Consider the following 26,692-nt stretch of genomic DNA (forward strand, 5'->3'; position numbering starts at 1 on the left):
TCAGATTAATTTCTGCATCATGAATTGAAACCTTTTCTGACATTAAGGATGACAAACATGTCTGATATCGAAGCACAACGAATTGCCGCACGCATTGATACCGTGCTGGATATCCTTGTTGCTGGCGATTACCACTCGGCCATCAATAACCTTGAAATATTGAGAGCAGAGCTGTTAGATCAGGTTAAAGACGGTATCTCGCCATCCCAGGCTCCCGGGTCGCCCTGGGAAATCTGATAGCGATTATTTGTCCGGGATGGCCGTTAGCCCTTCCCGGCTCTCTGACTGTCTGTTGACTCCTCTTAACGAATAAAATTAATACTATGAACTCCCGACAACAATCAATTTTGCAAATGGTGGTTGATAAAGGCCAGATGAGCGTTGCTGAACTGGCGAAAATTACCGGCGTATCTGAAGTCACGATTCGTCAGGATCTGAATACCCTGGAAAAACAGAGCTATTTACGCCGTGCGCACGGTTTCGCCGTTTCGCTTGAGAGCGATGACGTAGAGACTCGCATGATGACGAACTACACGCTAAAACGCCGACTGGCGGAGTTCGCCGCCTCGCTGGTCAGTCCAGGGGAATCCGTTTTTATTGAAAATGGCAGCAGCAATGCGCTATTGGCCCGGACGCTGGCGGAACAAAAAGATGTCACGATCATCACCGTGAGCAGTTATATCGCGCATCTGCTGAAAGAAACCCCTTGCGAAGTCATTCTCCTCGGTGGAATCTATCAGAAAAAAAGTGAAAGCATGGTAGGGCCGTTGACGCGACAGTTTATCCATCAAGTGCATTTCAGCAAAGCATTTATCGGTATTGATGGCTGGCAGGCTGATACCGGCTTTACCGGACGCGATATGATGCGATCGGATGTGGTTAACGCTGTTCTGGAAAAAGGCTCAGAAGCGATTGTCCTCACCGATAGCTCCAAATTTGGCTGTGTGCATCCCTATCCCCTGGGCCCGCTCTCTCGCTTCCATCGTGTCATTACGGATTCCAAAATTTCCGCCAGCGATCAAATGCAGTTAGAACATGCGGGGCTGCTAGTCAATGTTATTGGCTCATCCGTTTAAAATATTTCCCGATGGTTTGCCCTATGGCAAATCATCCTCTCTCTAAGACTTTTCTGACACCCCAATTAAGACTATTTACCTGTTGTAACGAGCGTAACGTCGTAAAATTAATATTAGCGAAATAACAGGAAGTGACTATCACCTGCGTGATATACCCCTGCGCAATCAGGTTTTACGGAAAATCTCTTAACAGGTTTTATTTTAACTATAGTTATAGTGAGCTTAATTCCGTGAATCGTTAATTCAGGAGAGAGTATTATGTTTATGACGAGCAAAAAAATGGCCGCTGCTGTGCTGGCAATCACCGTAGCAATGTCTCTGAGCGCCTGCTCAAACTGGTCCAAGCGCGATCGCAACACGGCTATTGGCGCAGGTGCGGGGGCATTAGGCGGCGCAGTGTTAACGGACGGCAGTACATTAGGCACCCTGGGCGGCGCGGCGGTCGGCGGCGTGATTGGTCACCAGGTTGGAAAATAATCCAGACGTTTAAATATTGAACGGCTCAAAATAATACGTTTATTCTTTTCAGGTCTGGATTACAAAAATAGACAAAGTTGACTTTTACGCCACGGTAATTTACAACCGTGGCGTTTTCATTAGCCGCCAGCTAATTTTACTTTCATTCCTTTAGCTTCCAGCAATGATTTTATCAAGTCGCGTTTATCACCCTGAATTTCAATAATCCCTTCTTTTACTGCCCCGCCACAGCCGCATTTTTTCTTCAGTTCAGCCGCCAGTTTGGTTAATTCCGCATCATTCATCTCGATACCGGTAATCAAACATACGCCTTTACCCTTACGGCCACTGGTTTGACGCTGAATGCGAACGATACCATCCCCTTTGGGACGAACCGGCGCCGTTTTAGGTTCTTCAATGCGCCCCGTCTGTGTTGAATAAACCAGACGACTATTGGAATCGCTCATTATGCCTCCCGTTTCAGTGACGCGTTAATATCCTTCAGCGTTTGCGCCGGATCTACCGATTGCGTAACCGGGCGGCCAATCACCATATAGTCGACGCCGGCGGATAATGCCTGTTCGGGCGTCATAATGCGTCGCTGGTCGCCTGCCTCGCTGCCTGCGGGCCGAATGCCCGGCGTCACCAGCTTAAATGCAGCGCCAAAGACCTGTTTAAATCTGACAGCTTCCTGAGCGGAACAGACCACGCCATCCAGCCCGCATTGCTGCGTCAGGCGCGCCAGCCGCTCCGCATGTTCCGCCGGTGACAACGTCACGCCCAGATCGTGTAGATCGCTGGTTTCCATACTGGTCAACACGGTCACGGCAATGAGCAACGGCGCATCTTTACCGAATGGCGCCAGCGCGTCGCGCGCTGCGGCCATCATTCTCGCCCCGCCAGACGCGTGAACGTTTACCATCCAGACGCCCAGGTCTGCCGCTGCGGCGACTGCCCGGGCCGTGGTGTTGGGAATATCATGAAATTTTAGATCAAGAAAGACATCAAACCCACGTTGCTGGAGATCCCGAACGAGTTGTGGACCAAACAGCGTGAACATCTCTTTGCCCACTTTTAAGCGACAATCGCGAGGATCGATTTTGTCGACAAACGCCAGGGCTTTATCGCGTTCATGGTAATCCAACGCCACAACGACAGGCGATTCAGTAATAGCGCAGGAAGAAGATGAAGCAGTAAACGTCATGACCAGACCTTCTTGATGATGGGCACCGGAAGTGGCGCAAATTGGATAAACGGCGTGCATTCTACCTGCGGCGCAGGGAAATTAACAGGTTCGATTGACAACCTGATAAGCCCTGGCCGCCGATGCCAGCGTCGTTTCTAGCTTTACGTCATCAAGTATGTTGTAACTAAATTGAAGCTTTTTTTATATACTACTGCCCATCAAGTCCGCGAATAGGTTTAATGGTCGACCATGCCCGGCAGGACGGACAGTGCCAGTACAAGGTATAGGCGGTAAAACCGCATTTCTGACAACGATACCGCGGTTTACTGCGCACCTGCTCGCCAACCATATCACGCAGTACCATCAGGCTTTCTTTCGCTCGCCCTTCTTCCGCCTCGTTGAGATGGTAATCCATCAGCTTATGGAACACCCGCATGGTAGGATGTCGCTGTAGCTGACGCGTGATATAGACTTGAGCTGCGTCACTACCTTCACGTGCTTCCAGAATATCGGCAAGCATTAACTCAGCGCCAGCACCGGTATTCTCCTCAACGGCGCGACGTAAAAACTCCGCCCACTCGGCATTTTTACCGAGCTGTTGATAACAGGTTTGCAGCATCTCCAGCGTTTCGCTGACCAGCTCTTTATCCTGAACGATCACACGTTGCAGGCTTTCGACCGCTTTGGCGTAATCCCCTCTCGCCATATAAACGCGCCCCATCATGATAGACACCCGGGCGCTATTTTTATCTGCGGCGGCACCTTTTTTCAGCAACGCCATCGCGCGATCCATGTCGTCGTTGCCCATCTGCTGTAAAGCTAACTCACAGTAAAAATGGGCGATTTCGATACGCTGTTTATCTTTGCCCAGTTTCACCAGCCGTTCTGCTACTTCGATCGCCTTTTGCCAGTCGCTGGTTAGCTGATAGATTTGCAAGAGCTGTTGTAACGCGCCTACGCGAAATTCCGTTTCGTCGGTAAGTTGGTTAAACATATCTTCCGCGCGGTCATATAAACCGGCGGCCATATAGTCGCGCCCCAGTTGCTGAACAGCCAGTAAACGCTGTTCATAGGTCAATGAAGCGCTTTCCATGAGCGTTTGATGAATACGAATGGCGCGATCGACTTCGCCGCGTGAGCGAAACAGATTACCGAGAGTGAGATGAGCCTCAACGGTGCCCGTATCCTCTTTAAGCATATCGAGGAACAGATCCACCGCTTTATCTTGTTGGTTACTCAGCAGGAAGTTAACCCCTGCGACATAATCGCGCGACAGGCGGTTAGCTTCATCCTGTTTTGTTTGTTGCGCACTTCTGCGACCCATATACCACCCATAGGCAGCGGCTACAGGCAACAGCAGAAATAACAACTCCAACATAAATGATTATTCCTTAACAACCGACGAATCGGCAGGGACCGCAACGTCGGTTGCTGGCGAAAGCTTGTTTTCCAGTCGTTTAATTTTACGTTCAGCGCGGGCAAGGGAAACGCGGACCCGCAGCCAGAACAGGCCGCAAATCAGCCAGCCAATCGCAAAACCTACGGCGAACAGCACAGCAAGCAACGTGGAGATACGATACTCCCCTTGCGCCAGCAGGTAGTTAAACGTCACCTGTTGATCATTCTGCGCGCCCAGCGTCACCGAAATAACAAAAATCGCCAATACCAGTAAGAAAATGAGTAAATATTTCACATTACTTCCCGTTATGTGGTTTGCGCGAATAAATCGTGTCCAACTTACCGCATCCAGCCTTCTAAATTACCATTTTCCCGCCTCGCGCGAAATGGAAATGCGCCCGCCATCAGATGATTTAAGGGCAATAGTCAGAAAATCAACCGTTGTCAGCTTTCCTGCTCGCGTTCAGCAATTTCTTGCGCTTCTTCACGAGGCGGCATAAGCGGCCCGCAAATTCGCTGCGCTAGCCAGGTCGCCAGGGTAACTAATAGCCAGGAGATGAGCGTGGCGACCACTAAATCTCGCGGCCAGTGCATTCCCAGAAGCAAACGGCTGCCCATTACGCCGGTCGCCCAGACTAACAAAAACGCGATGGTGAAAGTCCGTCTGCGCGGCCATAACAGACCCACGGCCAAAAGCGCCCAGCTCGCTGCAAACATGGTGTGTCCGGAGGGAAACGCAAAGCCCGTCTCTTTTTGCCAGTGCTGACGCAGGAAAACGGGGATGTTCTGTTGCCCGGCCAACTGCTCTTTCACTAAATGTCCGCGTTCTGTACGCTTTAAAGTGTAGAACTCATCGACGGGAATATGGTGCGTTTTTTCAAGCCAGACCACAAATGGCCGCGGCTCCTGTACGCGCTCCTTTACCCATGACTTCACGCCCTGCCCGACGATAATCGCCCCGCCGAGAATCGCAAACAGCATAATGGCGGCGCGCAGGCGAAATCGCAGGCACCATAAGAACCATCCACAAAGAATCACATGCGTGATAACGCCCCAGGGTTTGGTCACGGTTTCCGTTATCCAGAATAGCGTTTTTAGCCACCAGACCTGATGTCCTGGCTGCCACTGCCAGCCTGATACCCATACGGCAAGCGGCATGATAAGCAACAGGGCGGCGCCTGCCGCGGTGCGCCTCGCAATTGAAAGCATGGATGCTCCTTTTATAAGTAAGTATCACAATCATAACTGAAAATTCTCGCCGGACTGGAAAATTGACAAATTTGTGCCATTCCTGAGCAATTACGTGGTAGTGATTAGGTGATGTCCGCCGCCTTATGGCAAAATAGCGGGATACAGGCCAACAGGCGACGACACCGCAGGCGTCAGCATAATCTGGAGAAATACATGCAGCTTAAACGTGTGGCAGAAGCCAAACTGCCAACCCCATTGGGTGACTTTCTGATGGTGGGATTTGAAGAACTGGCAACCGGACACGACCATGCCGCGCTGGTTTTTGGCGATATTTCAGGTAAAACGCCAGTACTGGCTCGCGTTCATTCCGAATGTCTTACCGGGGACGCGCTTTTTAGTCTGCGCTGTGACTGTGGTTTTCAACTGGAAGCCGCGCTGACGCATATTGCGGAAGAAGGACGCGGTATTCTGATTTACCACCGTCAGGAAGGCCGCAATATCGGCCTGCTTAATAAAATTCGCGCTTATGCGTTACAGGATCAAGGCTATGACACGGTGGAGGCCAATCATCAGCTCGGCTTTGCCGCCGATGAGCGTGATTTCACCCTGTGCGCGGATATGTTCAAATTACTCGGCGTGGATGAAGTTCGCCTGCTGACCAATAATCCGAAGAAAGTCGAAATACTGACCGAGGCGGGAATTAATATCGTGGAACGCGTTCCGCTCATTGTGGGTCGTAATCCAAATAATGAGCATTATCTCGATACTAAAGCGGCCAAAATGGGCCACCTGCTAAGCAAGTAAGCCACCGGTATTAAAGCGCGGGCCTGCCTGTTTACGGCAGGCCCGATAAACGGCTTTAGTTCAGCATATTTCTAATGACATAGTGCAAGATGCCGTCATTCTGGTAGTAAGTCAGCTCGGTGGCGGTATCAATGCGACAGCGGCAAGGCACCGTTTCTTTGCTGCCGTCCGATCTCGTTAACGTCACCGGAATGGTCGCGCCAGGGCGCAGGTTTTGCAGATCCGCGATATCAATCACCTCTTCCCCGGTCAGTCCAAGCGTTTTACGCGTTACGCCCTGTGGAAACTCCAGCGGCAGGATCCCCATCCCAATCAGGTTTGAGCGGTGGATACGTTCGAACGACTCGGCGATCACCACGCGGATACCTAACAGCCGCGGACCTTTTGCCGCCCAGTCACGGCTCGATCCCGACCCATACTCTTTCCCGGCAATTACCGCCAGCGGCGTTTTTTCCTGCTGGTAGAGCATCGCAGCATCATAAATCGACATCGCTTCCGTACCCGGTAAATGCCGCGTCATGCCACCTTCGACGCCGGGCAGCATTTCGTTGCGAATACGAATATTGGCGAACGTACCGCGCATCATCACTTCATGGTTGCCGCGCCGTGATCCATAGGAGTTAAAATCCTTCCGCTCAACGCCGTGGTTTTGCAGATAGCGTCCGGCGGGACTGTCCGGCTTGATACTGCCGGCCGGAGAAATATGGTCGGTCGTTACCGAATCCCCCAGCATCGCCAGGATACGCGCGCCGTGGATATCTTTGACTGGCGCAGGCTGGGCCTGCATTTCATCAAAGAAAGGCGACAGGCGAATATAGGTTGAATCCGACTGCCAGCCGTAGGTATCGGACGATTCAACCTGAATCGATTTCCATTCTTCCGTGCCCTCAAACACTTCCGCATACTCTTTACGGAACATATCCGATGATACCAGTTCAACGGCGCGGGCAATTTCCTGCGCCGAAGGCCAGATATCCTTCAGGTATACCGGATCGCCTTTACGATCGTACCCCAGCGGGTCTGTCGCGAGGTTAATATTCATGTTTCCGGCCAGCGCATACGCGACCACCAGCGGCGGCGACGCCAACCAGTTCGTTTTCACCAGCGGATGGATACGCCCTTCAAAATTTCGGTTACCGGAAAGCACGGCCCCTACCGTCAGATCGCCTTTTTTAATCGCGGTCTCAATAGGCTCCGGCAACGGACCAGAGTTCCCGATACAGGTCGTACAGCCATAACCGACCAGGTTAAAACCGAGCTCATCCAGATAAGGCGTAAGTTTGGCCTGCGCCAGATAGTCAGATACCACTTTTGACCCCGGCGCCAGAGAAGCCTTGACCCACGGTTGACGCTTCAACCCCAGCGTTACTGCTTTTTTCGCCAGTAATCCCGCCGCCATCAGCACGCTGGGATTCGAGGTATTCGTGCAGGAGGTGATGGCGGCAATGACGACAGCGCCATCCGGAAGCTGATATGGCTGTCCGTTCATCGTATAGTCAACCGGCTGGCGATCTCTTTGCGCGGTATTCAGCTCCAGCTCGGCGCTGGCGGCAAAGGCTTTCGGCACATCGCCTAACGCTACGCGATCCTGCGGGCGTTTCGGCCCGGCCAGGCTGGCCTCGACATCGCCCATATCCAGTTCCAGCGTACTGGTAAATACCGGTTCGTCTCCGGGATTACGCCACATTCCCTGCGCCTTCGCGTAGGTTTCAACCAGCTCGACCAGATCGTCGCTACGTCCGCTTAATCGCATATATTCCAGGGTGATGGCGTCAATGGGGAAGAAACCACAGGTGGCACCATATTCCGGCGACATATTAGCGATGGTCGCGCGATCCGCCAACGGCAGCGAATCCAGACCGTCACCATAAAATTCAACAAATTTACCCACGACGCCATGCTTACGCAGCATTTGCGTGACGGTTAGCACCAGGTCAGTGGCAGTGATCCCCTCCCGAAGTTTACCGGTTAACTTAAAGCCGACGACATCCGGGATAAGCATCGACACGGGCTGACCAAGCATCGCCGCTTCCGCTTCGATACCGCCCACGCCCCACCCCAATACGCCCAGACCATTAATCATGGTCGTATGGGAGTCAGTCCCCACCAGCGAGTCCGGGTAAGCAATCCACTCCCCGTCCTGTAATTCGCTCCAGACGGCTTTACCCAGGTATTCCAGGTTAACCTGATGGCAAATGCCGGTGCCGGGCGGCACCACGCTGAAACGGCTGAATGCCTGCTTTCCCCATTTCAGGAACATATAACGCTCATGGTTACGTTCCATTTCCAGCCGCACGTTTTCTTCAAACGCATCATCATCGCCGAAATGATCGACCGTCACAGAGTGGTCAATAACCAGATCAACCGGCGATAACGGGTTCACTTTCGACGTATCGCCGCCGAGGCGTTTAACGGCTTCACGCATCGCCGCCAGGTCGACAACGGCAGGCACGCCGGTAAAGTCCTGCATCAGGACACGGGCGGGCCGCCAGGCAATTTCACGATCGGCATGGGCATTTTTAAGCCAACCGGCCAGCGCCTGAATATCTTCATCAGTCACAGATTCGCCGTCCTGCCAGCGCAACAGGTTTTCCAGTAACACTTTAAGTGATTTGGGCAAACGGGCGATATCGCCCAGGGATTTGGCAGCCAACGGCAGACTGTAGTAATGATACGTTTTATCTTTGGCCTGCAATGTATCCTTACTGGCTTCTCGTAGGGTTGACGACATAGCTCCTCCTTAAATGACAGGGTTGCGTTACCCTGATTCTCCACAGGGTTGTATTAAAGATAACACAAACAAAATGTAACGTTTTGATAACAACCCAAATTGCTAAAAGAGGAGAAACCTAACAGGCGAGGAACGAAGATGAAAAAGCCCGATAAATAACGCATTATCGGGCTTTGACGAGATTAGACGGCAATCCAGATTAACTCGGCCCAGAACAGTAGCGATAATATAAACGCGCCAGTCCATGACCAATACTTTATATTTGACGTTAACATAGGCGACACCAACTGTGTTTAATCAATACTGAGAAGCGCTCAGCACACGGTTGCTGCGGTGTAATAAGACAGCGTTAATAAAACAGTAACGCCAATAAAAAGACGAATATTATTTTTGTGACACCTCGTCAGCAAAAGCATCAATAAATGCCCGCTGCTGCGGTGTGAGCGTCCAGTGTTGCGGAACAGACCGAAAAACGGTCGTATCCGGGGTGTTATCATCGTCACCAGATTGAATCGGGGGCGCGACCACGCGCTCGCGTTCCGACGTAATGCTCACTTAGCCCCACCAATGCCAGATAACAAGCGCTACCACTACCCAGAACAACGCAGAACCCACAAAAACCGCCAGCCATGCTTTACGTTTGAGCTCAGGGTCGCGGCGCGGTTCCTGGTTTTCAGAAGGCATTACTAACCTCATGCTATCGGTATCACTTATCATTTCAGCACCAAACAATCGGTACAATTAATCATCAGATGAGACAAATCCTAAATAAACTTTAGTCAAAAATCCAGTCAATTTACGAATCGTTGCCAGTGAATAAATCAATCTTTTGACTCAAGATAACTATTTGGAAAAAGAAACTGGCGGGACGGGTAATTCAACACTATTTTGCTGATCATTACCCGTAATACTTCGAGGGATATTGCAAAAGGCGGCTTTGTCTGCCATGCCACTACGACACAAACCGACGGTGCTATTACTTTTCAGGCAGCTTTATATCCTGAAACATCGCTTCAATTTCTTCATTAGAACGCAACGCCACCGCCGTATCCACCACGTCACGCGTCAGATGCGGCGCAAAACGCTGGATAAAATCGTACATATAGCTGCGTAAAAAAGTACTACGGCGAAAACCAATTTTTGTGGTGCTGTGGCTAAAAATATCGTGCGCGTCAATCCGCACTAAATCAGGATCGGTAAGCGGATCGACCGCCATGCTGGCAATGACGCCAACGCCCAGCCCCAACCTGACATACGTTTTAATCACATCCGCATCGGTTGCAGTAAAGACGATCCGCGGCGTTAACCCTGCGCGATTAAAAGCGGTATCCAGTTCGGAACGCCCGGTAAAGCCGAAGGTATACGTCACCAGCGGATACTGCGCCAGCGCTTCAATCGTTATGGAAGACGTTGCCGCCAAAGGATGATCCGGCGTCACCACTATCGAACGGTTCCAGTGATAGCATGGCAACATCACCAGATCGTCATATAAATGCAGCGCTTCCGTGGCAATCGCGAAATCGGCGTTCCCTTTCGATACCGCTTCCGCAATCTGCGTTGGCGACCCCTGGTGCATATGCAGCGAAACGCGCGGGTAACGCTCGATGAAGCCTTTAATCACGCCTGGCAATGCGTAACGCGCCTGAGTATGGGTAGTGGCAATATAGAGCGAGCCTTTATCCGGCCAGGTGTGCTCGCCGGCGACCGACTTAATGGCATCGACTTTGGAAAGCACCTCACGCGCAATACGAATAATCTCCTGACCTGCGGGCGTCACCTGAGTCAGATGCTTACCACTGCGGGCGAAAATCTGGATGCCAAGCTCATCTTCCAGCATCCTAACCTGCTTGCTGATCCCCGGCTGGGAAGTATACAACCCCTCAGCGGTAGAGGAGACGTTAAGGTTATGATTAACCACTTCAACAATGTAACGAAGCTGCTGCAATTTCATAATACATCATCCAGATTAGCGCCATCAGGCCATCGTTTATCTGCAGACATCATTGGGCTGCTAATACGATTTAATAATAAAAAAGGTGTTAACTATAACCACTATATCATTTATATCTGAACTGTATAGCCAGCGCGATAAAATAATAAGACCGCTCTACCCAAAATAATTCGAGTTGCTTAAAGGCGACAAGGGAGTGAGTTCCCAGGAGCATAGATAACGATGTGACAGGGGTGAGCGACAAATCTGCCGGGAGCAGATTTGCGTGCGACGGCCCGTCAGGGCGAGGCCCATGGATGGGCCGGGTAATCCGTAGCCAACACATAAGCAACTTGAGGTATGAAGGGGATATAAAAAAGGGCCGCTTACGCGGCCCGCTTGACTACGGTGGCGACAGGCAGGGGTTATTTCTTGCCTTCAACCCACTTGCCGTCGACGAAGAACGCTGACCATCCCGTCGCCTTCCCGTCTTTTTCCGCCGCAACGTACTGCTGTTTTGTTTTGCGGCTAAAGCGAACAACGGTTTTATTGCCTTCCGGGTCCTGCTGCGGCGCATCCGCCAGATAACGCAGTTTTTCCGGCAGGCGATCGCGGAACCGGTAAAGCTCCTCGACTAATGGCGCGCGCGTTTCGCGTGATTTCGGGAACGTATTGGCCGCCAGGAATATCCCTGCGGCGCCATCGCGCAGCACAAAGTACGCGTCCGATTTTTCACACGGCAGTTCCGGCAATGGAACAGGATCTTCCTTCGGCGGCGCAACTTCGCCGTTACGCAAGATCTTACGGGTATTTTTACATTCGTCGTTCGTACAGGCCATGTACTTACCAAAACGCCCCATTTTCAGGTGCATTTCGGAACCACATTTCTCACACTCAACGATCGGGCCGTCATACCCTTTGATGCGGAACTCGCCTTCTTCAATCTCGTAGCCGTCACAGGTCGGGTTATTACCACACACATGTAATTTACGCTTCGGATCGATCAGATAGCTGTCCATCGCCGTACCGCACTTCTGACAGCGACGCTTGGCGCGCAGGGCGTTGGTTTCGGCGTCGTCGCCTTCCAGCACGTTCAGAACTTCATTTTCCGGCACCAGGTTAATGGTCGTTTTACAACGCTCTTTCGGCGAAAGCGCATAACCTGAACAACCAAGGAAAACCCCCGTACTGGCAGTACGAATTCCCATTTTACGGCCACAGGTTGGACAGTCGATGCTGGTCAGCACCATCTGGTTAGGACGCATCCCCCCTTCTTCCGGATCTTTCTCGGCTTTATCGAGCTGCTGAGTAAAATCGCTGAAGAAGTTATCCAGTACCGCTTTCCACTCGGCCTGGTGATTCGCAACCTGATCCAGACTATCTTCCATCTGCGCGGTAAAATCGTAGTTCATCAATTCGCGGAAGTTTTCTTCCAGCCGGTCGGTGACGATTTCACCCATTTTTTCCGCATAGAAGCGACGGTTTTCAACGCGAACATAGCCGCGATCCTGAATGGTCGAGATAATCGACGCATAGGTAGACGGACGACCAATACCGCGCTTCTCAAGTTCTTTAACCAGAGAAGCCTCGCTGAAACGGGCTGGCGGTTTAGTAAAGTGCTGAGCAGGCGTCAATTCAAGTAGCGTCAGCGCATCGCCCTTATTCACGGCAGGCAATGTGCGATCTTCATCGCCTTTACGCAGCGCCGGCATCACTTTTGTCCAGCCGTCAAAGCGCAAAATACGCCCACGCGCTTTCAGACGGAATTCGCCTGCGCCAACGGTAAGCGTAGTGGAGTCATATTGTGCTGGCGTCATCTGACAGGCGACAAACTGACGCCAAATTAGCTGATACAACTTCTGCGCGTCAGCCTCCATGTCTTTCAGCGACTCCGCCATGACAGCAACGTCGGAAGGACGGATCGCTTCGTGCGCTTCCTGAGAGTTTTCTTTGCTGGCGTACTGGTTCGGGTTATCCGGCAGGTATTTCTTGCCGAAATTATCGCCAATATAGCCGCGCACCATGTTGACCGCATCCTGACTCAGGTTGGTGGAGTCGGTACGCATATAGGTGATGTAGCCCGCCTCATACAGACGCTGCGCCATCATCATGGTTTTCTTCACGCCAAAGCCCAGCCGGGTGCTGGCCGCCTGTTGTAGCGTGGAGGTGATAAACGGCGCGCCAGGTTTGCTGCTGGTCGGTTTGTCTTCACGCTCCAGTACGCTATAGCGCGCTTTTTCCAGCAAGCTGACGGCGGCAAGCGTCTGCTCGCGATTTACCGGCCGGAATGGCTTGTCGTTCTGATGCGTGACCTGTAGCGGTAGCGCCTCGCCAGACGGCGTCGTCGTATTGGCGTCAATTTCCCAGAACTCTTCCGGAACAAACGCTTTAATCTCGCGCTCGCGTTCAACGACCAGACGGACCGCGACAGACTGAACGCGACCTGCCGACAAACCACGGGCGATCTTTTTCCACAGCAGCGGCGAGACCATATAGCCTACCACGCGGTCCATAAAGCGGCGCGCTTGCTGGGCGTTGACCCTGTTAATGTTCAGCTCGCCCGGCTGTTCAAACGCCTGGCGAATGGCATTTTTGGTTATTTCGTTAAAGACTACGCGGCTGTAGCGCGCGTCATCGCCGCCGATCACTTCCCGCAGGTGCCATGCAATGGCTTCCCCTTCGCGGTCAAGGTCGGTTGCGAGATAGATGTGGTCGGCTTTTTCCGCCAACTGTTTCAGTTCAGAGACGACCTTCTCTTTACCGGGCAGCACTTCATAGTGCGCATCCCAGTTGTGCCACGGGTCAACCCCCATACGGTTGACGAGAGCGCCACGTTCATCCTTTTTGGGCTTTTTAGCCGTTTTGGTGGAGGTAGAGTCGGCGCTCTTTTTAGCTGCTGAGCCACTGGTCGGCAAATCACGGATATGACCCACGCTGGATTTCACCACGTAGTCATTACCCAGATACTTGTTGATCGTTTTGGCTTTTGCCGGGGACTCAACGATGACAAGAGCTTTACCCATATTCACCTTTACCTAAGTTGATTCTTCCAGGAATGCGTCGCACGTTGATTCACCTTCCACTGGCGACGAGACAACGATATATGGTCTCTGCGTCTGCGGATATCAACCCCTTGTACTGGCTTTGTGTACGAAATGTAACCCTCAGGTGACTGAGTTAACAGGCTTTTTTGCACACACGCGCTATAGCACGACGGAATTTTGGTCGAATGTCAAGCAATTCTGTTGCCAGATTGACGAAAGCGTCACACTGTACCTGATAAAATTCGATACGCAACTTTATTAGCATGCAAAAACAAATCTTGCCAGTGAACGCAACATGACAAATCCATCAATTTCCTGTGAGAATATTTGCCCATCAGAAGTGCTCAGCGTAGACTAATCTCCTTGTTTAAGGAGTAAAAAATGCATAAAGAGACGCAACCTATCGATCGCGAAACACTGTTGCTTGAAGCCAACAAAATTATTCGGGAACATGAAGACACGATGGCAGGTATTGTCGCCACCGGCGTAACGCAGAGAAATGGCGTGCTGGTTTTCAGCGGCGATTACTTTTTAGACGAGCAAGGGTTACCGACCCCTAAAAGCACCGCGGTGTTTAACATGTTTAAACACCTGGCGCATGTGCTGTCTGAGAAGTATCACCTGGTGGATTAATCCATGCCGGATGGCGCTGAATGCCATCCGGCAATAGCGGTTTACATCAATGGCTTTTGTCCACGCTGCCACCAGCGCAGCAGTAGCCGATCCGCGCTTTCCGCCGCGCTGCCGGTAACACGATCGATCAGTTTTTTACGCTGCATATAGCGCACATTCAGCACCTCACGCCCTTCCATCAGGCCGAGGATAACCTCATCGCTGGTGTTAATCTCATCAACCAGTCCTTTCTCCAGCGCCTGCTGACCGTACCAGTGTTCGCCCGTGGCGACCTGTTCAATGTCCAGAGCCGGACGCATCCGCTGCACAAACTCTTTGAACAGATGGTGCGTTTCGTTGAGATCTTCACGAAACTTCTGCCGCCCTTCTTCCGTATTCTCGCCTAACAAAGTCAGGGTACGTTTGTACTGCCCTGCGGTATGCAGTTCAATATCAATGTCTTTACTTTTGAGAAAGCGGTTAAAGTTCGGGATTTGCGCGACAACACCAATTGACCCCACAATAGCAAACGGCGCCGCGATAATTTTTTCCGCCACGCAGGCCATCATGTAGCCTCCGCTTGCCGCGACTTTATCCACCGTCACGGTCAGCGGAATATTTTTATCGCGCAGGCGCTGCAATTGCGATGCCGCCAGGCCATAGCCGTGCACAACGCCACCGGGGCTTTCCAGACGCACAACCGCCCGATCGCCGGGTTTCACCACTGCCAGCACCGCCGTGACCTCTTCGCGTAACGCATTAACTTCGTGAGCGTCCATACTGCCTTTGAAATCTATCACCCATACGCGCGGTTTGTCCGATGTCGCAATGTCCCCCAGCTTCGCTTTCGCTTTGGCGGCTTTCGCCTCCTGCTTATGCTTTTTTTTCTGCGCTTTATGCCACAGTTTTTGCTGATGGCCATCCATCAACGCCGCAGCAAGGTCATCCTTCATCTCCTGATACTGCTCACTCAAATTGGTCACGCGCAGCTCGCCGCGCTGACGTTTGCGTTGCGTAGCATTCACGATCAGCAGCACAATGACGGCAATGGCCACCACAACGGTGACGATTTTTGCCAAAAATAAGCCATATTCAGACAACAATTCCACGACTCCCACCTTGATTAAATAACGCGACTTGCGCTCAGTGTACAACAGGCATCGAAGTCAGTCTCTCTTCATCCGTATGCCTGTTGAGGAAGAAAAAGTATGACAAGACATTCATTTTACGGCGTTATCGCCCCTGTCTGATTGAAAAAAAAGGCGCTTTCAGGCATAAACCCGAAAAGTTAACGCGAAGATAAGACAACCTGGCAGGACGGTGCACCACGCCGTTGAGGAGTAGCCATGCATTACCAACCGAAACAAGATCTATTGCAAAACCGCATTATTCTGGTCACTGGCGCCAGCGATGGCATTGGGCGGGAAGCCGCGCTTACGTATGCGCGTTACGGCGCAACGGTGATTCTGCTGGGACGTAACGAAGAGAAACTGCGTCGGGTCGCGCAGCACATTGCTGACGAGCAACATGTCCAACCACAGTGGTTTACGCTCGATCTGCTGACCTGCACCGCTGAAGAGTGCCGGCAAGTGGCCGACCGCATCGCCGCACACTATCCCCGCCTGGATGGCGTCCTGCACAATGCCGGGTTACTGGGGGAAATCGGTCCAATGAGCGAACAAGATCCGCAGATCTGGCAGGATGTCATGCAGGTAAACGTTAACGCCACCTTTATGCTCACCCAGGCGCTGTTACCGTTATTGCTGAAGTCCGATGCCGGCTCGCTGGTCTTTACGTCATCAAGCGTTGGCCGTCAGGGACGCGCCAACTGGGGCGCCTATGCCACCTCGAAGTTTGCTACTGAAGGAATGATGCAGGTGCTGGCGGACGAATACCAGAACCGTTCTCTGCGTGTTAACTGCATTAACCCGGGCGGCACGCGCACCAGTATGCGCGCCAGCGCCTTTCCGACGGAAGATCCACAGAAATTAAAAACGCCTGCCGATATTATGCCGCTTTACCTGTGGCTTATGGGCGACGACAGTCGCCGTAAAACCGGTATGACCTTTGACGCCCAACCGGGCCGTAAACCAGGAATCGCCCAATGAGTGATGAACGTTATCAGCAGCGCCAGCAGAAGGTAAAAGATCGGGTTGACGCCCGTGTCGCCCAGGCACAGGAAGAGCGCGGTATTATTATCGTGTTTACTGGCAATGGTAAGGGCAAAACCACGGCGGCTTTCGGGACTGCCGCCCGCGCCGTAGGACACGGTAAAAACATAGGCGTGGTGCAATTTATTAAGGGCACCTGGCCCAACGGCGAGCGTAATCTGCTGGAACCGCATGGCGTCGAATTTCAGGTGATGGCAACGGGATTTACCTGGGAGACGCAAAATCGCGAGGCAGACACTGCAGCATGTATGGCCGTTTGGCAGCATGGGAAACGGATGCTGGCCGATCCGCTGCTTGATATGGTGGTACTGGATGAGCTGACCTATATGGTGGCGTATGACTATTTGCCGCTGGAAGAGGTCATAAGCGCGCTAAACGCGCGCCCTGGTCACCAGACGGTGATTATTACAGGTCGCGGCTGTCACCGGGATATTCTTGATCTTGCGGATACCGTCAGCGAACTGCGTCCGGTTAAACATGCTTTCGACGCGGGCGTAAAAGCCCAGATGGGAATTGATTATTAACCGTAGGCCGGATTAAGGCGTTTGCGCCGCCATCCGGCACAAACCCTCTTGTCTGATGATTCTCGGCCTATAGACCGCGGTAGAGATTACCCGTTGTTATTACGCCCACCGGAGCGGCGTCCGCCAGCTATCTGGCTGTGGCGTTTTACCGCCCGACGGATCTGGTTCGCTTTCATACGACGACGGTCTTTTTCGACGGCAACCTTCGACGAGGTTTCCGGCGGGAGCTCTACCAGACCACGCAGATAGTTCGTTTGCGCGAGGTCGAGCTCAGTCCAGCCGCCGCGCGGCAGGCCTTTCGGCAGCGGGATATCGCCGTAACGAACGCGGATCAGACGGCTGACCTGAACGCCTACCGCTTCCCACAGTCGGCGAACTTCGCGGTTGCGCCCTTCCGTCAGCGTCACGTTGTACCACTGGTTAATGCCTTCGCCGCCGCTGAATTTAATGGTCTTAAATGCCGCCGGGCCATCTTCCAACTGTACGCCACGGCTTAAATCACGCAGTTTCGATTCATCCACCTGACCGAACACGCGCACGGCATATTCACGTTCAACTTCACGACTAGGGTGCATCAGGCGGTTCGCCAGTTCACCGTCGGTGGTAAATAACAATAGCCCGCAGGTGTTGACATCCAGACGTCCTACCGCAATCCACCGCGCGCCGCGCAGTTTCGGTAAGCGATCAAAAACGGTTGGTCGCCCTTCAGGGTCATTGCGGGTACACAGTTCACCTTCTGGTTTGTAATAGGCCAGAACGCGGCAAATTTGTTCCGCCGACTCTTTCACCGAAATCAGGTGACCGTCAATACGGATTTTCAAACCGGGAGTGACTTCAACACGATCGCCAAGCGTGGCGATTTTACCGTCAACGCTGACACGTCCCGCTTCAATAATGGATTCGATTTCACGGCGAGAGCCGTGGCCAGCGCGCGCCAGCACTTTTTGTAACTTTTCGCTCATAGAGCTTCCTTCAGGTGTCGCCTTCACAGGCGTCGAACAGGAGAATGAACGGCGCGTTGCCGCGCCATTTTAAGGCCGCGTAGTATACAGGCTAACGCCCTTATAAGAAAGGTGTAACGTCGCCGACGCCTTCGCGCAGCACCACCGGGGAGTCATTGGTCAAATCAATTACCGTGGTAGGCTGTTGACCGAGGTAACCGCCGTGGATGATCAGATCCACCTGCTTCTCCAGCCGATCTTTAATCTCCTCCGGGTCCGACTCGGTAAAGTCGCTGCCAGGCAGCATCAACGACGTCGAGAGCATCGGTTCGCCCAGCGTATCCAATAACGCCAGCGCAATCGGGTTTGACGGTACGCGCAGGCCGATAGTTTTACGCTTTTCCTGCAACAGACGGCGCGGCACCTCTTTTGTCCCCTTCAGGATAAAGGTGTAATTACCCGGCGTATTGTTTTTCATCAGACGAAATGCCACGTTGTCGACGTAGGAGTAGGTCGACAACTCGGACAAATCGCGGCACATCAGCGTGAAGTTGTGGCCGTCCGGCAGATGACGGATGCGGCAAATGCGCTCCATTGCGCCTTTGTCTTCAATTTTACAACCCAGGGCATAGCCGGAATCGGTTGGATAAACAATAACACCGCCTTTACGCACAATGTCGACGGCCTGATTAATCAGCCGTTGCTGTGGGTTATCCGGATGGATATAAAAAAACTGGCTCATACTTCCCTCACTGTGATATTTGCGGCTGTTCCCATGTCTGCCATACGCCTTCAACGCCAGCGGGCAGCCAGAGTTTACGCCCCAACTCAATCCACGGGCAGGGCTGATGGAAATCAGATCCAAGCGATGCCCATAAATGATGCTGACGCGCAAGCGTCGCCAGTTGGGTGCGTTCATTGGGCGATTGTTGGCACTGCGCCACTTCCATCGCGTCGCCGTGATGGTCGGCAAAATGCGCCACTAATCTTTTCAGCCACTTAGCGCTAAGGTCGTAGCGTCCCGGATGGGCCAACACCGCCTTACCGCCAGAATGATGAATGACATCAATAGCTTGTTCTATTGTACACCACTGCGGCGGAACGTAACCGGTTTTCCCACGCGCGAGATATTTTTTAAAAACATCCGCCATGGTCGCGGCTTTGCCGCACTCCACCAGAAAGCGGGCGAAGTGGCCGCGCGTCACCGCGCCGCCATTGGCCAGTCTCAATGCCCCTTCCCACGCGCCGGGAATATGGGCTTTTTCCAGACGCTCCGCAATGAGCCGACCACGCGCCTGACGCCGCTCTGTCTGCTGCGCCAGAAAATCGCGCATTGCCGGGTGCGCAATATCAATATTCAGACCCACAATGTGAATCTCATGATTCTCCCAGACCGTTGAAATCTCCACGCCGGGAATAAGATTCAGGGCCAGCCCGCAACGTGAAATTTCTTCTCTTGCCGCAGGAATCGCGGCTGTGGTGTCATGATCGGTAATCGCCAGCGTGCCGACTCGCATCTCTACCGCACGGTGTACTAATGTTTCTGGCGTCAACAGTCCATCGGACGCCGTGGTATGACTGTGCAGATCGTAAATCACTGCGTAATTCGTGTCGCTCAAGGCGGCTCCCATAGAGATAAAGGTATGTCATGTACATCATAACGGTTCCGGCAAATATACTGAAATAGGTGTTGACATTATCCCATTGAACCAGTTAACTAGTACGAAAGTTCACATGAAGAGGGTATCTAAAATGGCAGCGACATTTGCATTACACGGTTGGTGGCGCACTTCCTGATAGCGGGCGGTGTATGAACAGCTGTAATCAGCCAAACGATACCCGGCCCGCCTGTTAAGCGGGCTTTTTTTTGAACAAAATAATGAGAATAACCATGCAAACACCAAAACCCACGCTCGAACTGTTGACCTGCGATGCCGCCTACCGGGAAAACCCAACGGCGCTTTTTCACCAGGTCTGCGGCGATCGCCCGGCAACGCTGCTGCTGGAATCCGCGGATATCGACAGTAAAGACGATTTAAAAAGCCTGCTGCTGGTAGATAGCGCGCTGCGCATTACCGCTTTAGGTGACACTGTCACTATTCAGGCGTTATCTGATAATGGCGCCTCGTTATTGCCGCTACTGGATACCGCCCTGCCCGCTGGCGTGGAGAACGAAGTCCTGCCTGCCGGTCGCATTCTACGCTTTCCGCCCGTCAGCCCATTATTAGATGAAGACGCCCGTTTATGCTCTCTGTCGGTATTTGATGCGTTCCGCCTGTTACAGGGAGTGGTGAACATACCGACGCAAGAGCGGGAGGCTATGTTTTTCGGCGGTCTGTTTGCCTACGACCTGGTCGCTGGCTTTGAAGCGCTGCCACACCTTGAGGCTGGCAATAACTGCCCGGACTACTGCTTTTATTTAGCGGAAACGCTGATGGTGATAGATCATCAGAAAAAAAGCACCCGTATTCAGGCCAGTCTGTTCACCGCCAGCGACCGGGAAAAACAGCGCCTCAACGCCCGCCTGGCGTACCTTAGCCAACAGTTAACCCAGCCTGCGCCGCCGTTGCCGGTGACGCCGGTGCCGGACATGCGCTGTGAATGCAATCAGAGCGATGACGCGTTCGGCGCGGTGGTACGCCAGTTGCAAAAAGCCATCCGCGCGGGCGAGATATTTCAGGTGGTGCCGTCGCGCCGCTTTTCACTGCCCTGCCCGTCGCCGTTGGCTGCCTACTACGTGCTGAAAAAGAGCAACCCCAGCCCGTATATGTTCTTTATGCAGGATAATGATTTCACGCTTTTCGGCGCGTCGCCGGAAAGCTCGCTGAAATATGACGCCGCCAGCCGTCAGATTGAGATTTACCCCATCGCGGGTACCCGTCCACGCGGTCGCCGCGCCGATGGTACGCTGGACAGAGATCTCGACAGCCGTATTGAGCTGGACATGCGTACCGACCATAAAGAGCTTTCCGAACATCTGATGCTGGTCGATCTGGCGCGCAATGACCTGGCGCGCATCTGTACGCCGGGCAGTCGCTACGTTGCCGATCTGACCAAAGTTGACCGCTATTCGTACGTGATGCATCTGGTTTCCCGGGTAGTGGGCGAACTGCGTCACGATCTCGACGCGCTGCACGCCTATCGCGCCTGCATGAACATGGGCACCCTGAGCGGCGCGCCGAAAGTACGCGCCATGCAGTTGATTGCCGATGCGGAAGGACAGCGCCGCGGCAGCTATGGCGGCGCGGTCGGTTACTTCACCGCCCACGGCGATCTGGACACCTGTATTGTTATCCGCTCCGCGCTGGTGGAGAACGGTATCGCCACCGTACAGGCGGGCGCCGGAATCGTGCTGGACTCTGTTCCGCAGTCTGAAGCCGATGAAACCCGTAATAAAGCGCGCGCCGTATTGCGTGCTATCGCCACCGCGCATCATGCACAGGAGACCTTCTGATGGCTGATATTCTGCTGCTCGATAACATCGACTCGTTTACCTGGAACCTGGCAGATCAGCTACGGACCAACGGTCATAACGTGGTGATTTACCGTAACCATATTCCGGCGCAGACGCTTATCGATCGCCTGGCGACAATGAAAAATCCGGTGCTAATGCTCTCCCCCGGTCCGGGCGTTCCCAGCGAGGCAGGCTGTATGCCGGAGCTGTTGACCCGACTACGCGGCAAGTTACCGATCATCGGCATTTGTCTGGGGCATCAGGCGATTGTCGAAGCTTACGGCGGTTATGTCGGTCAGGCGGGAGAAATCCTGCATGGCAAAGCCTCCAGCATTGAACATGACGGTCAGGCGATGTTCGCCGGTCTGGCGAATCCGCTACCGGTCGCGCGTTATCATTCGCTGGTCGGCAGTAATGTTCCTGCCGGGCTAACCATTAACGCCCATTTCAACGGCATGGTGATGGCGGTACGTCATGATGCGGATCGCGTTTGCGGTTTTCAATTTCATCCTGAGTCCATCCTGACGACACAGGGCGCGCGTCTACTGGAGCAAACATTAGCCTGGGCGCAGCAAAAGCTGGAGCCGACCAACACCCTACAGCCGATTCTGGAGAAACTCTATCAGGCGCAAACACTGACGCAACAAGAGAGCCATCAGTTGTTTTCGGCGGTCGTCCGCGGCGAACTTAAGCCTGAACAGCTCGCCGCCGCGCTGGTGAGCATGAAAATTCGCGGCGAGCATCCCAATGAAATTGCCGGCGCCGCCACTGCGTTGCTGGAAAATGCCGCCCCGTTCCCGCGCCCGGAGTATCTGTTTGCGGATATCGTTGGTACCGGCGGCGATGGCAGCAACAGTATCAATATCTCTACCGCCAGCGCCTTTGTCGCGGCGGCCTGTGGACTGAAAGTGGCGAAACACGGCAACCGCAGCGTGTCCAGCAAATCGGGGTCATCCGATCTGTTGGCGGCGTTCGGTATTAATCTGGATATGAACGCCGATAAATCACGTCAGGCGTTAGATGAACTGGGCGTCTGTTTCCTGTTCGCGCCGAAATATCACACCGGATTCCGTCACGCGATGCCGGTTCGCCAACAGTTAAAAACGCGAACCCTGTTCAACGTACTCGGCCCGCTGATCAATCCGGCGCATCCGCCGCTGGCGTTGATTGGCGTCTATAGCCCGGAACTGGTGCTGCCGATTGCGGAAACCTTAAGGGTACTGGGCTATCAGCGCGCGGCGGTAGTACATAGCGGCGGCATGGATGAGGTTTCGCTCCATGCGCCGACGATTGTCGCGGAGCTGCATAACGGCGAAATTAAAAGCTATCAACTGACGGCGGAGGATTTTGGCCTGACGCCTTACCATCAGGATCAGTTGGCTGGCGGCACGCCGGAAGAAAACCGTGACATTCTGACGCGGTTATTACAAGGTAAAGGCGATGCCGCGCATGAGGCCGCCGTCGCCGCCAACGTGGCGATGCTGATGCGTCTGCATGGTCAGGAAGATCTCAAGGCCAACGCGCAAACCGTGCTTGATGTTCTGCGCAACGGCACCGCATATGACAGAGTCACCGCACTGGCGGCAAGAGGGTAAATAATGCAAACCGTTTTAGCGAAAATCGTCGCAGACAAGGCGATTTGGGTAGAAGCCCGCAAACAGCAACAGCCGCTGGCCAGTTTTCAAAATGAGATCCAGCCAAGTACACGCCATTTTTATGATGCGCTCCAGGGCGCGCGTACCGCCTTTATTCTGGAGTGTAAGAAAGCATCGCCATCAAAAGGCGTGATTCGCGATGATTTCGATCCGGCGCGTATTGCCAGTATTTATCAACATTACGCCTCGGCAATCTCGGTGCTCACCGACGAAAAATATTTTCAGGGGAGCTTCGATTTTCTGCCGGTCGTTAGCCAAAGCGCGCCGCAGCCGATTCTGTGTAAGGATTTTATTATCGATCCCTATCAGATCTACCTTGCCCGTTACTATCAGGCCGATGCCTGTTTACTGATGCTCTCGGTTCTGGATGACGAACAGTATCGCCAGCTCTCCGCCGTCGCGCACAGTCTGAAAATGGGCGTGCTCACGGAGGTCAGTAATGACGAAGAACGGGAGCGCGCGATAGCGTTAGGCGCAAAAGTGGTAGGTATCAACAATCGCGATCTGCGCGATCTGTCGATTGATTTGAATCGCACCCGCCAGCTGGCGCCAAAACTGGGCCACGGCGTGACTGTCATCAGCGAGTCCGGGATTAACACCTATGGTCAGGTACGCGAACTGAGCCACTTCGCCAACGGTTTTTTAATTGGCTCGGCGTTAATGGCGCATGACGATCTTAACGCCGCCGTCCGTCGCGTGCTGCTTGGCGAAAATAAAGTCTGCGGCCTGACCCGCGTCCAGGACGCTAAAGCGGCCTGTGACGCTGGCGCAATATATGGCGGGTTGATTTTTGTGCCCTCATCTCCACGCGCGGTGAGCGTTGAGCAGGCGCGAGAAGTGATAAGCGGCGCGCCATTGCAGTATGTCGGCGTTTTCCAGAACGCTGATATCGCCGATGTTTGCCAGAAAGCCGCCGTCCTGTCGCTTTCTGCCGTACAGCTACATGGCAGCGAAGACCAGGCGTATGTCAACGCGCTGCGCGAGGCGTTGCCGAAACAGGTGCAAATCTGGAAGGCGCTGAGCGTTAGCGATGCCCTTCCCGCACGCGATTATCACCATGTCGATAAATACGTTTTCGACAATGGGCAAGGCGGCAGCGGGCAGCGCTTCGACTGGTCACTGCTACAGGGGCAACCACTGGATAATGTGTTACTGGCGGGCGGGCTGGCGGCCGATAACTGCGTCCAGGCGGCGCAAGTCGGCTGTGCCGGTCTCGATTTTAATTCAGGTGTGGAGTCACAGCCGGGCATCAAAGATGCTCGTCTTCTGGCCTCGGTTTTTCAGACACTGCGCGCATATTAAGGAAAAAACATGACAACACTTCTCAACCCCTACTTTGGTGAATTCGGCGGCATGTATGTGCCGCAGATCCTGATGCCTGCGCTGAACCAGCTTGAAGAGGCCTTCGTCAGCGCGCAAAAAGATCCTGAATTTCAGGCGCAATTCGCCGATCTGCTAAAAAACTACGCGGGACGCCCCACCGCGCTGACGAAATGCCAGAACATTACCGCCGGTACGCGTACCACGTTGTATTTAAAGCGCGAAGATTTACTGCACGGCGGCGCACACAAAACCAATCAGGTACTGGGTCAGGCGCTGCTGGCCAAACGGATGGGTAAAAGCGAGATTATCGCTGAAACCGGCGCCGGTCAGCACGGCGTCGCCTCTGCGCTCGCCAGCGCCCTGCTGGGTCTGAAATGCCGTATCTATATGGGTGCCAAAGACGTTGAGCGCCAGTCGCCGAACGTCTTCCGTATGCGTCTGATGGGCGCTGAGGTTATCCCGGTTCATAGCGGCTCCGCTACGCTAAAAGATGCCTGTAACGAGGCGCTGCGCGACTGGTCCGGTAGTTACGAAACCGCGCACTATATGCTCGGCACGGCGGCAGGACCGCATCCCTATCCCACCATCGTTCGCGAGTTCCAACGCATGATTGGCGAAGAGACGAAAGCGCAAATCCTCGACAAAGAGGGCCGTCTGCCAGATGCCGTTATCGCTTGCGTCGGCGGCGGCTCAAACGCTATCGGGATGTTTGCGGATTTTATTAATGATACCAGCGTCGGGCTAATAGGCGTTGAACCTGGCGGTCACGGTATTGAAACCGGCGAGCATGGCGCGCCGCTTAAACATGGTCGCGTTGGCATCTATTTCGGGATGAAAGCGCCGATGATGCAAACAGCGGACGGGCAAATTGAAGAGTCATATTCCATTTCCGCCGGGCTCGATTTCCCATCCGTTGGGCCGCAACATGCGTACCTGAACAGCATCGGACGCGCGGATTATGTCTCCATTACCGATGATGAGGCGCTGGAAGCCTTCAAAACGTTGTGCCGCCATGAGGGAATTATCCCGGCGCTGGAATCCTCCCACGCGTTGGCGCACGCTCTGAAAATGATGCGCGAGCAGCCGGAAAAAGAGCAACTGCTGGTGGTCAATCTCTCTGGCCGCGGAGATAAAGACATCTTTACCGTACACGATATCCTGAAAGCGCGAGGGGAAATCTGATGGAACGCTACGAAAATTTATTTGCCCAACTCAACGATCGCCGGGAAGGCGCTTTTGTCCCCTTCGTGACCTTGGGCGACCCTGGCATTGAACAGTCACTGAAAATTATTGACACACTGATTGACGCTGGCGCCGACGCTCTGGAGCTGGGGGTTCCCTTCTCCGATCCTCTGGCCGATGGCCCTACCATCCAGAATGCGAACTTACGCGCCTTCGCCGCTGGCGTCACGCCGGCTCAGTGTTTTGAAATGCTGGCGCTGATTCGTGAAAAACACCCGACCATTCCGATTGGCCTGCTAATGTACGCGAATCTGGTGTTCAATAACGGCATAGATGCGTTCTATGCCCGTTGTGAACAGGTTGGCGTAGATTCCGTGCTGGTCGCAGATGTCCCGGTTGAAGAATCGGCCCCCTTCCGCCAGGCAGCGTTACGGCATAATATCGCGCCGATCTTCATCTGCCCGCCAAATGCGGATGACGATCTTCTGCGCCAGGTCGCATCTTACGGCCGCGGTTATACCTACCTGCTTTCGCGTTCGGGCGTCACCGGCGCGGAAAACCGTGGCGCATTGCCGTTGCATCATCTCATTGAGAAGCTTAAAGAGTACCACGCCGCGCCTGCGTTACAGGGCTTCGGTATCTCCTCGCCGGAACAGGTGTCTGCGGCCGTGCGTGCCGGGGCGGCTGGCGCTATCTCCGGCTCAGCCATTGTCAAGATTATCGAGAAAAACCTCGCGTCTCCCGAACAGATGTTGGCGGAGCTCAGGTCCTTTGTCTCAGCGATGAAAGCCGCCAGCCGCGCATAACGGGTTAAGCCGTCAGCATAACGCTGGCGGCTTAATGAGAGGTTGGCGCCAAACCAGAATCACGATTCAGGCGTACATCATCAATCTTTTTGGTGTTATTCCCCGTCCAGCTTTCAAAAAGTCTGAAGTCAATTTTTGCTAAGAAAACTCCTAATCACGCCGAAAAATTTAGCGTTTTCACGTCAATTTCCCCCGCCTTTATGTAAAG

The 26,692-nt window shown here is 53.4% G+C and carries 28 protein-coding genes and 1 other annotated feature; of the genes, 13 read left to right on the top strand and 15 right to left on the bottom strand.

Going from position 1 to position 26,692, the window contains the following annotated elements:
• Positions 1-57: 57 nt before the first annotated feature.
• The 3 genes from ACLJRS_RS04555 to osmB all read left to right on the top strand — a co-directional run bounded on the left by ACLJRS_RS04555 (position 58) and on the right by osmB (position 1,553).
• Positions 58-237 carry a hypothetical protein gene (locus ACLJRS_RS04555; RefSeq protein ID WP_001279854.1) on the top strand — a complete coding sequence of 60 codons (180 nt, stop codon included), beginning with the start codon at positions 58-60 and terminating at the stop codon, positions 235-237.
• 86 nt (positions 238-323) lie between these two features.
• The gene (locus tag ACLJRS_RS04560) at positions 324-1,076 is read left to right on the top strand and encodes a DNA-binding transcriptional regulator YciT (protein ID WP_001088593.1); all 753 of its coding nucleotides are present in this window, start codon (positions 324-326) and stop codon (positions 1,074-1,076) included.
• A 258-nt stretch (positions 1,077-1,334) separates the two neighbouring features.
• Positions 1,335-1,553, top strand: coding sequence for an osmotically-inducible lipoprotein OsmB (gene osmB / locus ACLJRS_RS04565; protein ID WP_000481166.1), 219 nt, complete (start codon positions 1,335-1,337; stop codon positions 1,551-1,553).
• Positions 1,554-1,672: 119 nt separating this feature from the next.
• On the opposite strand, the gene yciH is transcribed toward osmB, so the two are convergent.
• The 5 genes from yciH to pgpB form a co-directional block, all read right to left on the bottom strand.
• Positions 1,673-1,999 carry a stress response translation initiation inhibitor YciH gene (gene yciH, locus ACLJRS_RS04570; RefSeq protein ID WP_001285199.1) on the bottom strand — a complete coding sequence of 109 codons (327 nt, stop codon included), beginning with the start codon at positions 1,997-1,999 and terminating at the stop codon, positions 1,673-1,675.
• Positions 1,999-2,736 carry an orotidine-5'-phosphate decarboxylase gene (gene pyrF / locus ACLJRS_RS04575; protein ID WP_001669189.1) on the bottom strand — a complete coding sequence of 246 codons (738 nt, stop codon included), beginning with the start codon at positions 2,734-2,736 and terminating at the stop codon, positions 1,999-2,001. The genes yciH and pyrF overlap by 1 nt, the downstream gene beginning before the upstream one ends.
• Positions 2,737-2,926: 190 nt before the next feature.
• Positions 2,927-4,096, bottom strand: coding sequence for a lipopolysaccharide assembly protein LapB (gene lapB / locus ACLJRS_RS04580; protein ID WP_000891378.1), 1,170 nt, complete (start codon positions 4,094-4,096; stop codon positions 2,927-2,929).
• Positions 4,097-4,102: 6 nt separating this feature from the next.
• Positions 4,103-4,411 carry a LapA family protein gene (locus tag ACLJRS_RS04585; protein ID WP_000876301.1) on the bottom strand — a complete coding sequence of 103 codons (309 nt, stop codon included), beginning with the start codon at positions 4,409-4,411 and terminating at the stop codon, positions 4,103-4,105.
• 149 nt (positions 4,412-4,560) lie between these two features.
• The gene (pgpB, locus tag ACLJRS_RS04590; protein WP_000948651.1) at positions 4,561-5,325 is read right to left on the bottom strand and encodes a phosphatidylglycerophosphatase B; all 765 of its coding nucleotides are present in this window, start codon (positions 5,323-5,325) and stop codon (positions 4,561-4,563) included.
• Between the two features lie 195 nt (positions 5,326-5,520).
• Between pgpB and ribA the strand changes: the two genes are divergently transcribed.
• On the top strand, positions 5,521-6,111 hold the full coding sequence (gene ribA, locus ACLJRS_RS04595; RefSeq protein WP_001176284.1) for a GTP cyclohydrolase II: 591 nt from the start codon (positions 5,521-5,523) through the stop codon (positions 6,109-6,111).
• A gap of 55 nt (positions 6,112-6,166) precedes the next feature.
• Here ribA and acnA read toward each other — a convergent pair whose 3' ends face one another.
• The 6 genes from acnA to topA form a co-directional block, all read right to left on the bottom strand.
• Positions 6,167-8,842 (bottom strand): aconitate hydratase AcnA, encoded by a 2,676-nt coding sequence (gene acnA, locus ACLJRS_RS04600; protein WP_000099475.1) that lies wholly within the window; start codon positions 8,840-8,842, stop codon positions 6,167-6,169.
• Positions 8,843-9,024: 182 nt separating this feature from the next.
• The gene (ymiC, locus tag ACLJRS_RS04605; RefSeq protein ID WP_223148964.1) at positions 9,025-9,117 is read right to left on the bottom strand and encodes a small membrane protein YmiC; all 93 of its coding nucleotides are present in this window, start codon (positions 9,115-9,117) and stop codon (positions 9,025-9,027) included.
• 109 nt (positions 9,118-9,226) lie between these two features.
• A complete protein-coding gene (locus ACLJRS_RS04610; RefSeq protein ID WP_000029027.1) occupies positions 9,227-9,397 on the bottom strand; it encodes a hypothetical protein in 171 nt (56 codons plus the stop codon).
• Complete coding sequence (locus ACLJRS_RS04615; protein WP_213083417.1) at positions 9,398-9,538, bottom strand: YmiA family putative membrane protein; 141 nt, start codon at positions 9,536-9,538, stop codon at positions 9,398-9,400.
• A gap of 280 nt (positions 9,539-9,818) precedes the next feature.
• A complete protein-coding gene (cysB, locus tag ACLJRS_RS04620) occupies positions 9,819-10,793 on the bottom strand; it encodes an HTH-type transcriptional regulator CysB (RefSeq protein WP_000776231.1) in 975 nt (324 codons plus the stop codon).
• Between the two features lie 404 nt (positions 10,794-11,197).
• Positions 11,198-13,795, bottom strand: a complete 2,598-nt coding sequence (topA, locus tag ACLJRS_RS04625; protein ID WP_000513593.1) for a type I DNA topoisomerase — start codon at positions 13,793-13,795, stop codon at positions 11,198-11,200.
• A 402-nt stretch (positions 13,796-14,197) separates the two neighbouring features.
• On the opposite strand from topA, the gene ACLJRS_RS04630 reads away from it, so the two are divergent.
• Entirely contained in the window at positions 14,198-14,449 is a 252-nt protein-coding gene (locus tag ACLJRS_RS04630; protein ID WP_000548616.1) for a YciN family protein, read from the top strand.
• Between the two features lie 41 nt (positions 14,450-14,490).
• Here ACLJRS_RS04630 and sohB read toward each other — a convergent pair whose 3' ends face one another.
• A complete protein-coding gene (sohB, locus tag ACLJRS_RS04635; protein WP_000422084.1) occupies positions 14,491-15,537 on the bottom strand; it encodes a protease SohB in 1,047 nt (348 codons plus the stop codon).
• 237 nt (positions 15,538-15,774) lie between these two features.
• Here sohB and ACLJRS_RS04640 point away from each other — a divergent pair, with 237 nt between their 5' ends.
• Together ACLJRS_RS04640 and cobO are read left to right on the top strand one after the other, a co-directional pair.
• Positions 15,775-16,536, top strand: coding sequence for a YciK family oxidoreductase (locus tag ACLJRS_RS04640; protein WP_000559310.1), 762 nt, complete (start codon positions 15,775-15,777; stop codon positions 16,534-16,536).
• Entirely contained in the window at positions 16,533-17,123 is a 591-nt protein-coding gene (gene cobO / locus ACLJRS_RS04645; RefSeq protein WP_410957755.1) for a cob(I)yrinic acid a,c-diamide adenosyltransferase, read from the top strand. The genes ACLJRS_RS04640 and cobO overlap by 4 nt, the downstream gene beginning before the upstream one ends.
• An 86-nt stretch (positions 17,124-17,209) precedes the next feature.
• Here cobO and rluB read toward each other — a convergent pair whose 3' ends face one another.
• From rluB to rnm, 3 genes are all read right to left on the bottom strand, one after another.
• Positions 17,210-18,085 (bottom strand): 23S rRNA pseudouridine(2605) synthase RluB, encoded by an 876-nt coding sequence (gene rluB / locus ACLJRS_RS04650; protein WP_001291233.1) that lies wholly within the window; start codon positions 18,083-18,085, stop codon positions 17,210-17,212.
• A 100-nt stretch (positions 18,086-18,185) separates the two neighbouring features.
• The gene (locus tag ACLJRS_RS04655; RefSeq protein WP_000077250.1) at positions 18,186-18,806 is read right to left on the bottom strand and encodes an L-threonylcarbamoyladenylate synthase; all 621 of its coding nucleotides are present in this window, start codon (positions 18,804-18,806) and stop codon (positions 18,186-18,188) included.
• A gap of 7 nt (positions 18,807-18,813) precedes the next feature.
• Positions 18,814-19,695, bottom strand: a complete 882-nt coding sequence (rnm, locus tag ACLJRS_RS04660; protein WP_000500430.1) for an RNase RNM — start codon at positions 19,693-19,695, stop codon at positions 18,814-18,816.
• A gap of 121 nt (positions 19,696-19,816) precedes the next feature.
• Between rnm and trpL the strand changes: the two genes are divergently transcribed.
• The 6 genes from trpL (at position 19,817) to trpA (ending at position 26,484) form a co-directional block, all read left to right on the top strand.
• Positions 19,817-19,861, top strand: a complete 45-nt coding sequence (gene trpL / locus ACLJRS_RS04665) for a trp operon leader peptide (RefSeq protein WP_010989026.1) — start codon at positions 19,817-19,819, stop codon at positions 19,859-19,861.
• Positions 19,838-19,933, top strand: a sequence feature (Trp leader region). (Overlaps the previous gene by 24 nt.)
• A gap of 22 nt (positions 19,934-19,955) precedes the next feature.
• Positions 19,956-21,518: an anthranilate synthase component I gene (gene trpE / locus ACLJRS_RS04670; RefSeq protein ID WP_001194376.1), complete on the top strand. Its 1,563-nt coding sequence runs from the start codon at positions 19,956-19,958 to the stop codon at positions 21,516-21,518.
• On the top strand, positions 21,518-23,113 hold the full coding sequence (gene trpD, locus ACLJRS_RS04675) for a bifunctional anthranilate synthase glutamate amidotransferase component TrpG/anthranilate phosphoribosyltransferase TrpD (protein ID WP_000763493.1): 1,596 nt from the start codon (positions 21,518-21,520) through the stop codon (positions 23,111-23,113). Before trpE ends, trpD begins: the two co-directional genes overlap by 1 nt.
• A 3-nt stretch (positions 23,114-23,116) precedes the next feature.
• On the top strand, positions 23,117-24,475 hold the full coding sequence (gene trpCF / locus ACLJRS_RS04680) for a bifunctional indole-3-glycerol-phosphate synthase TrpC/phosphoribosylanthranilate isomerase TrpF (RefSeq protein ID WP_001195301.1): 1,359 nt from the start codon (positions 23,117-23,119) through the stop codon (positions 24,473-24,475).
• Between the two features lie 9 nt (positions 24,476-24,484).
• On the top strand, positions 24,485-25,678 hold the full coding sequence (gene trpB / locus ACLJRS_RS04685; protein ID WP_000209485.1) for a tryptophan synthase subunit beta: 1,194 nt from the start codon (positions 24,485-24,487) through the stop codon (positions 25,676-25,678).
• Complete coding sequence (gene trpA, locus ACLJRS_RS04690; protein WP_000443029.1) at positions 25,678-26,484, top strand: tryptophan synthase subunit alpha; 807 nt, start codon at positions 25,678-25,680, stop codon at positions 26,482-26,484. The genes trpB and trpA overlap by 1 nt, the downstream gene beginning before the upstream one ends.
• Positions 26,485-26,692 lie beyond the last annotated feature (208 nt).

It is taken from the genome of Salmonella sp. SAL00670 (assembly GCF_046552235.1).
GTDB lineage: Bacteria > Pseudomonadota > Gammaproteobacteria > Enterobacterales > Enterobacteriaceae > Salmonella > Salmonella enterica.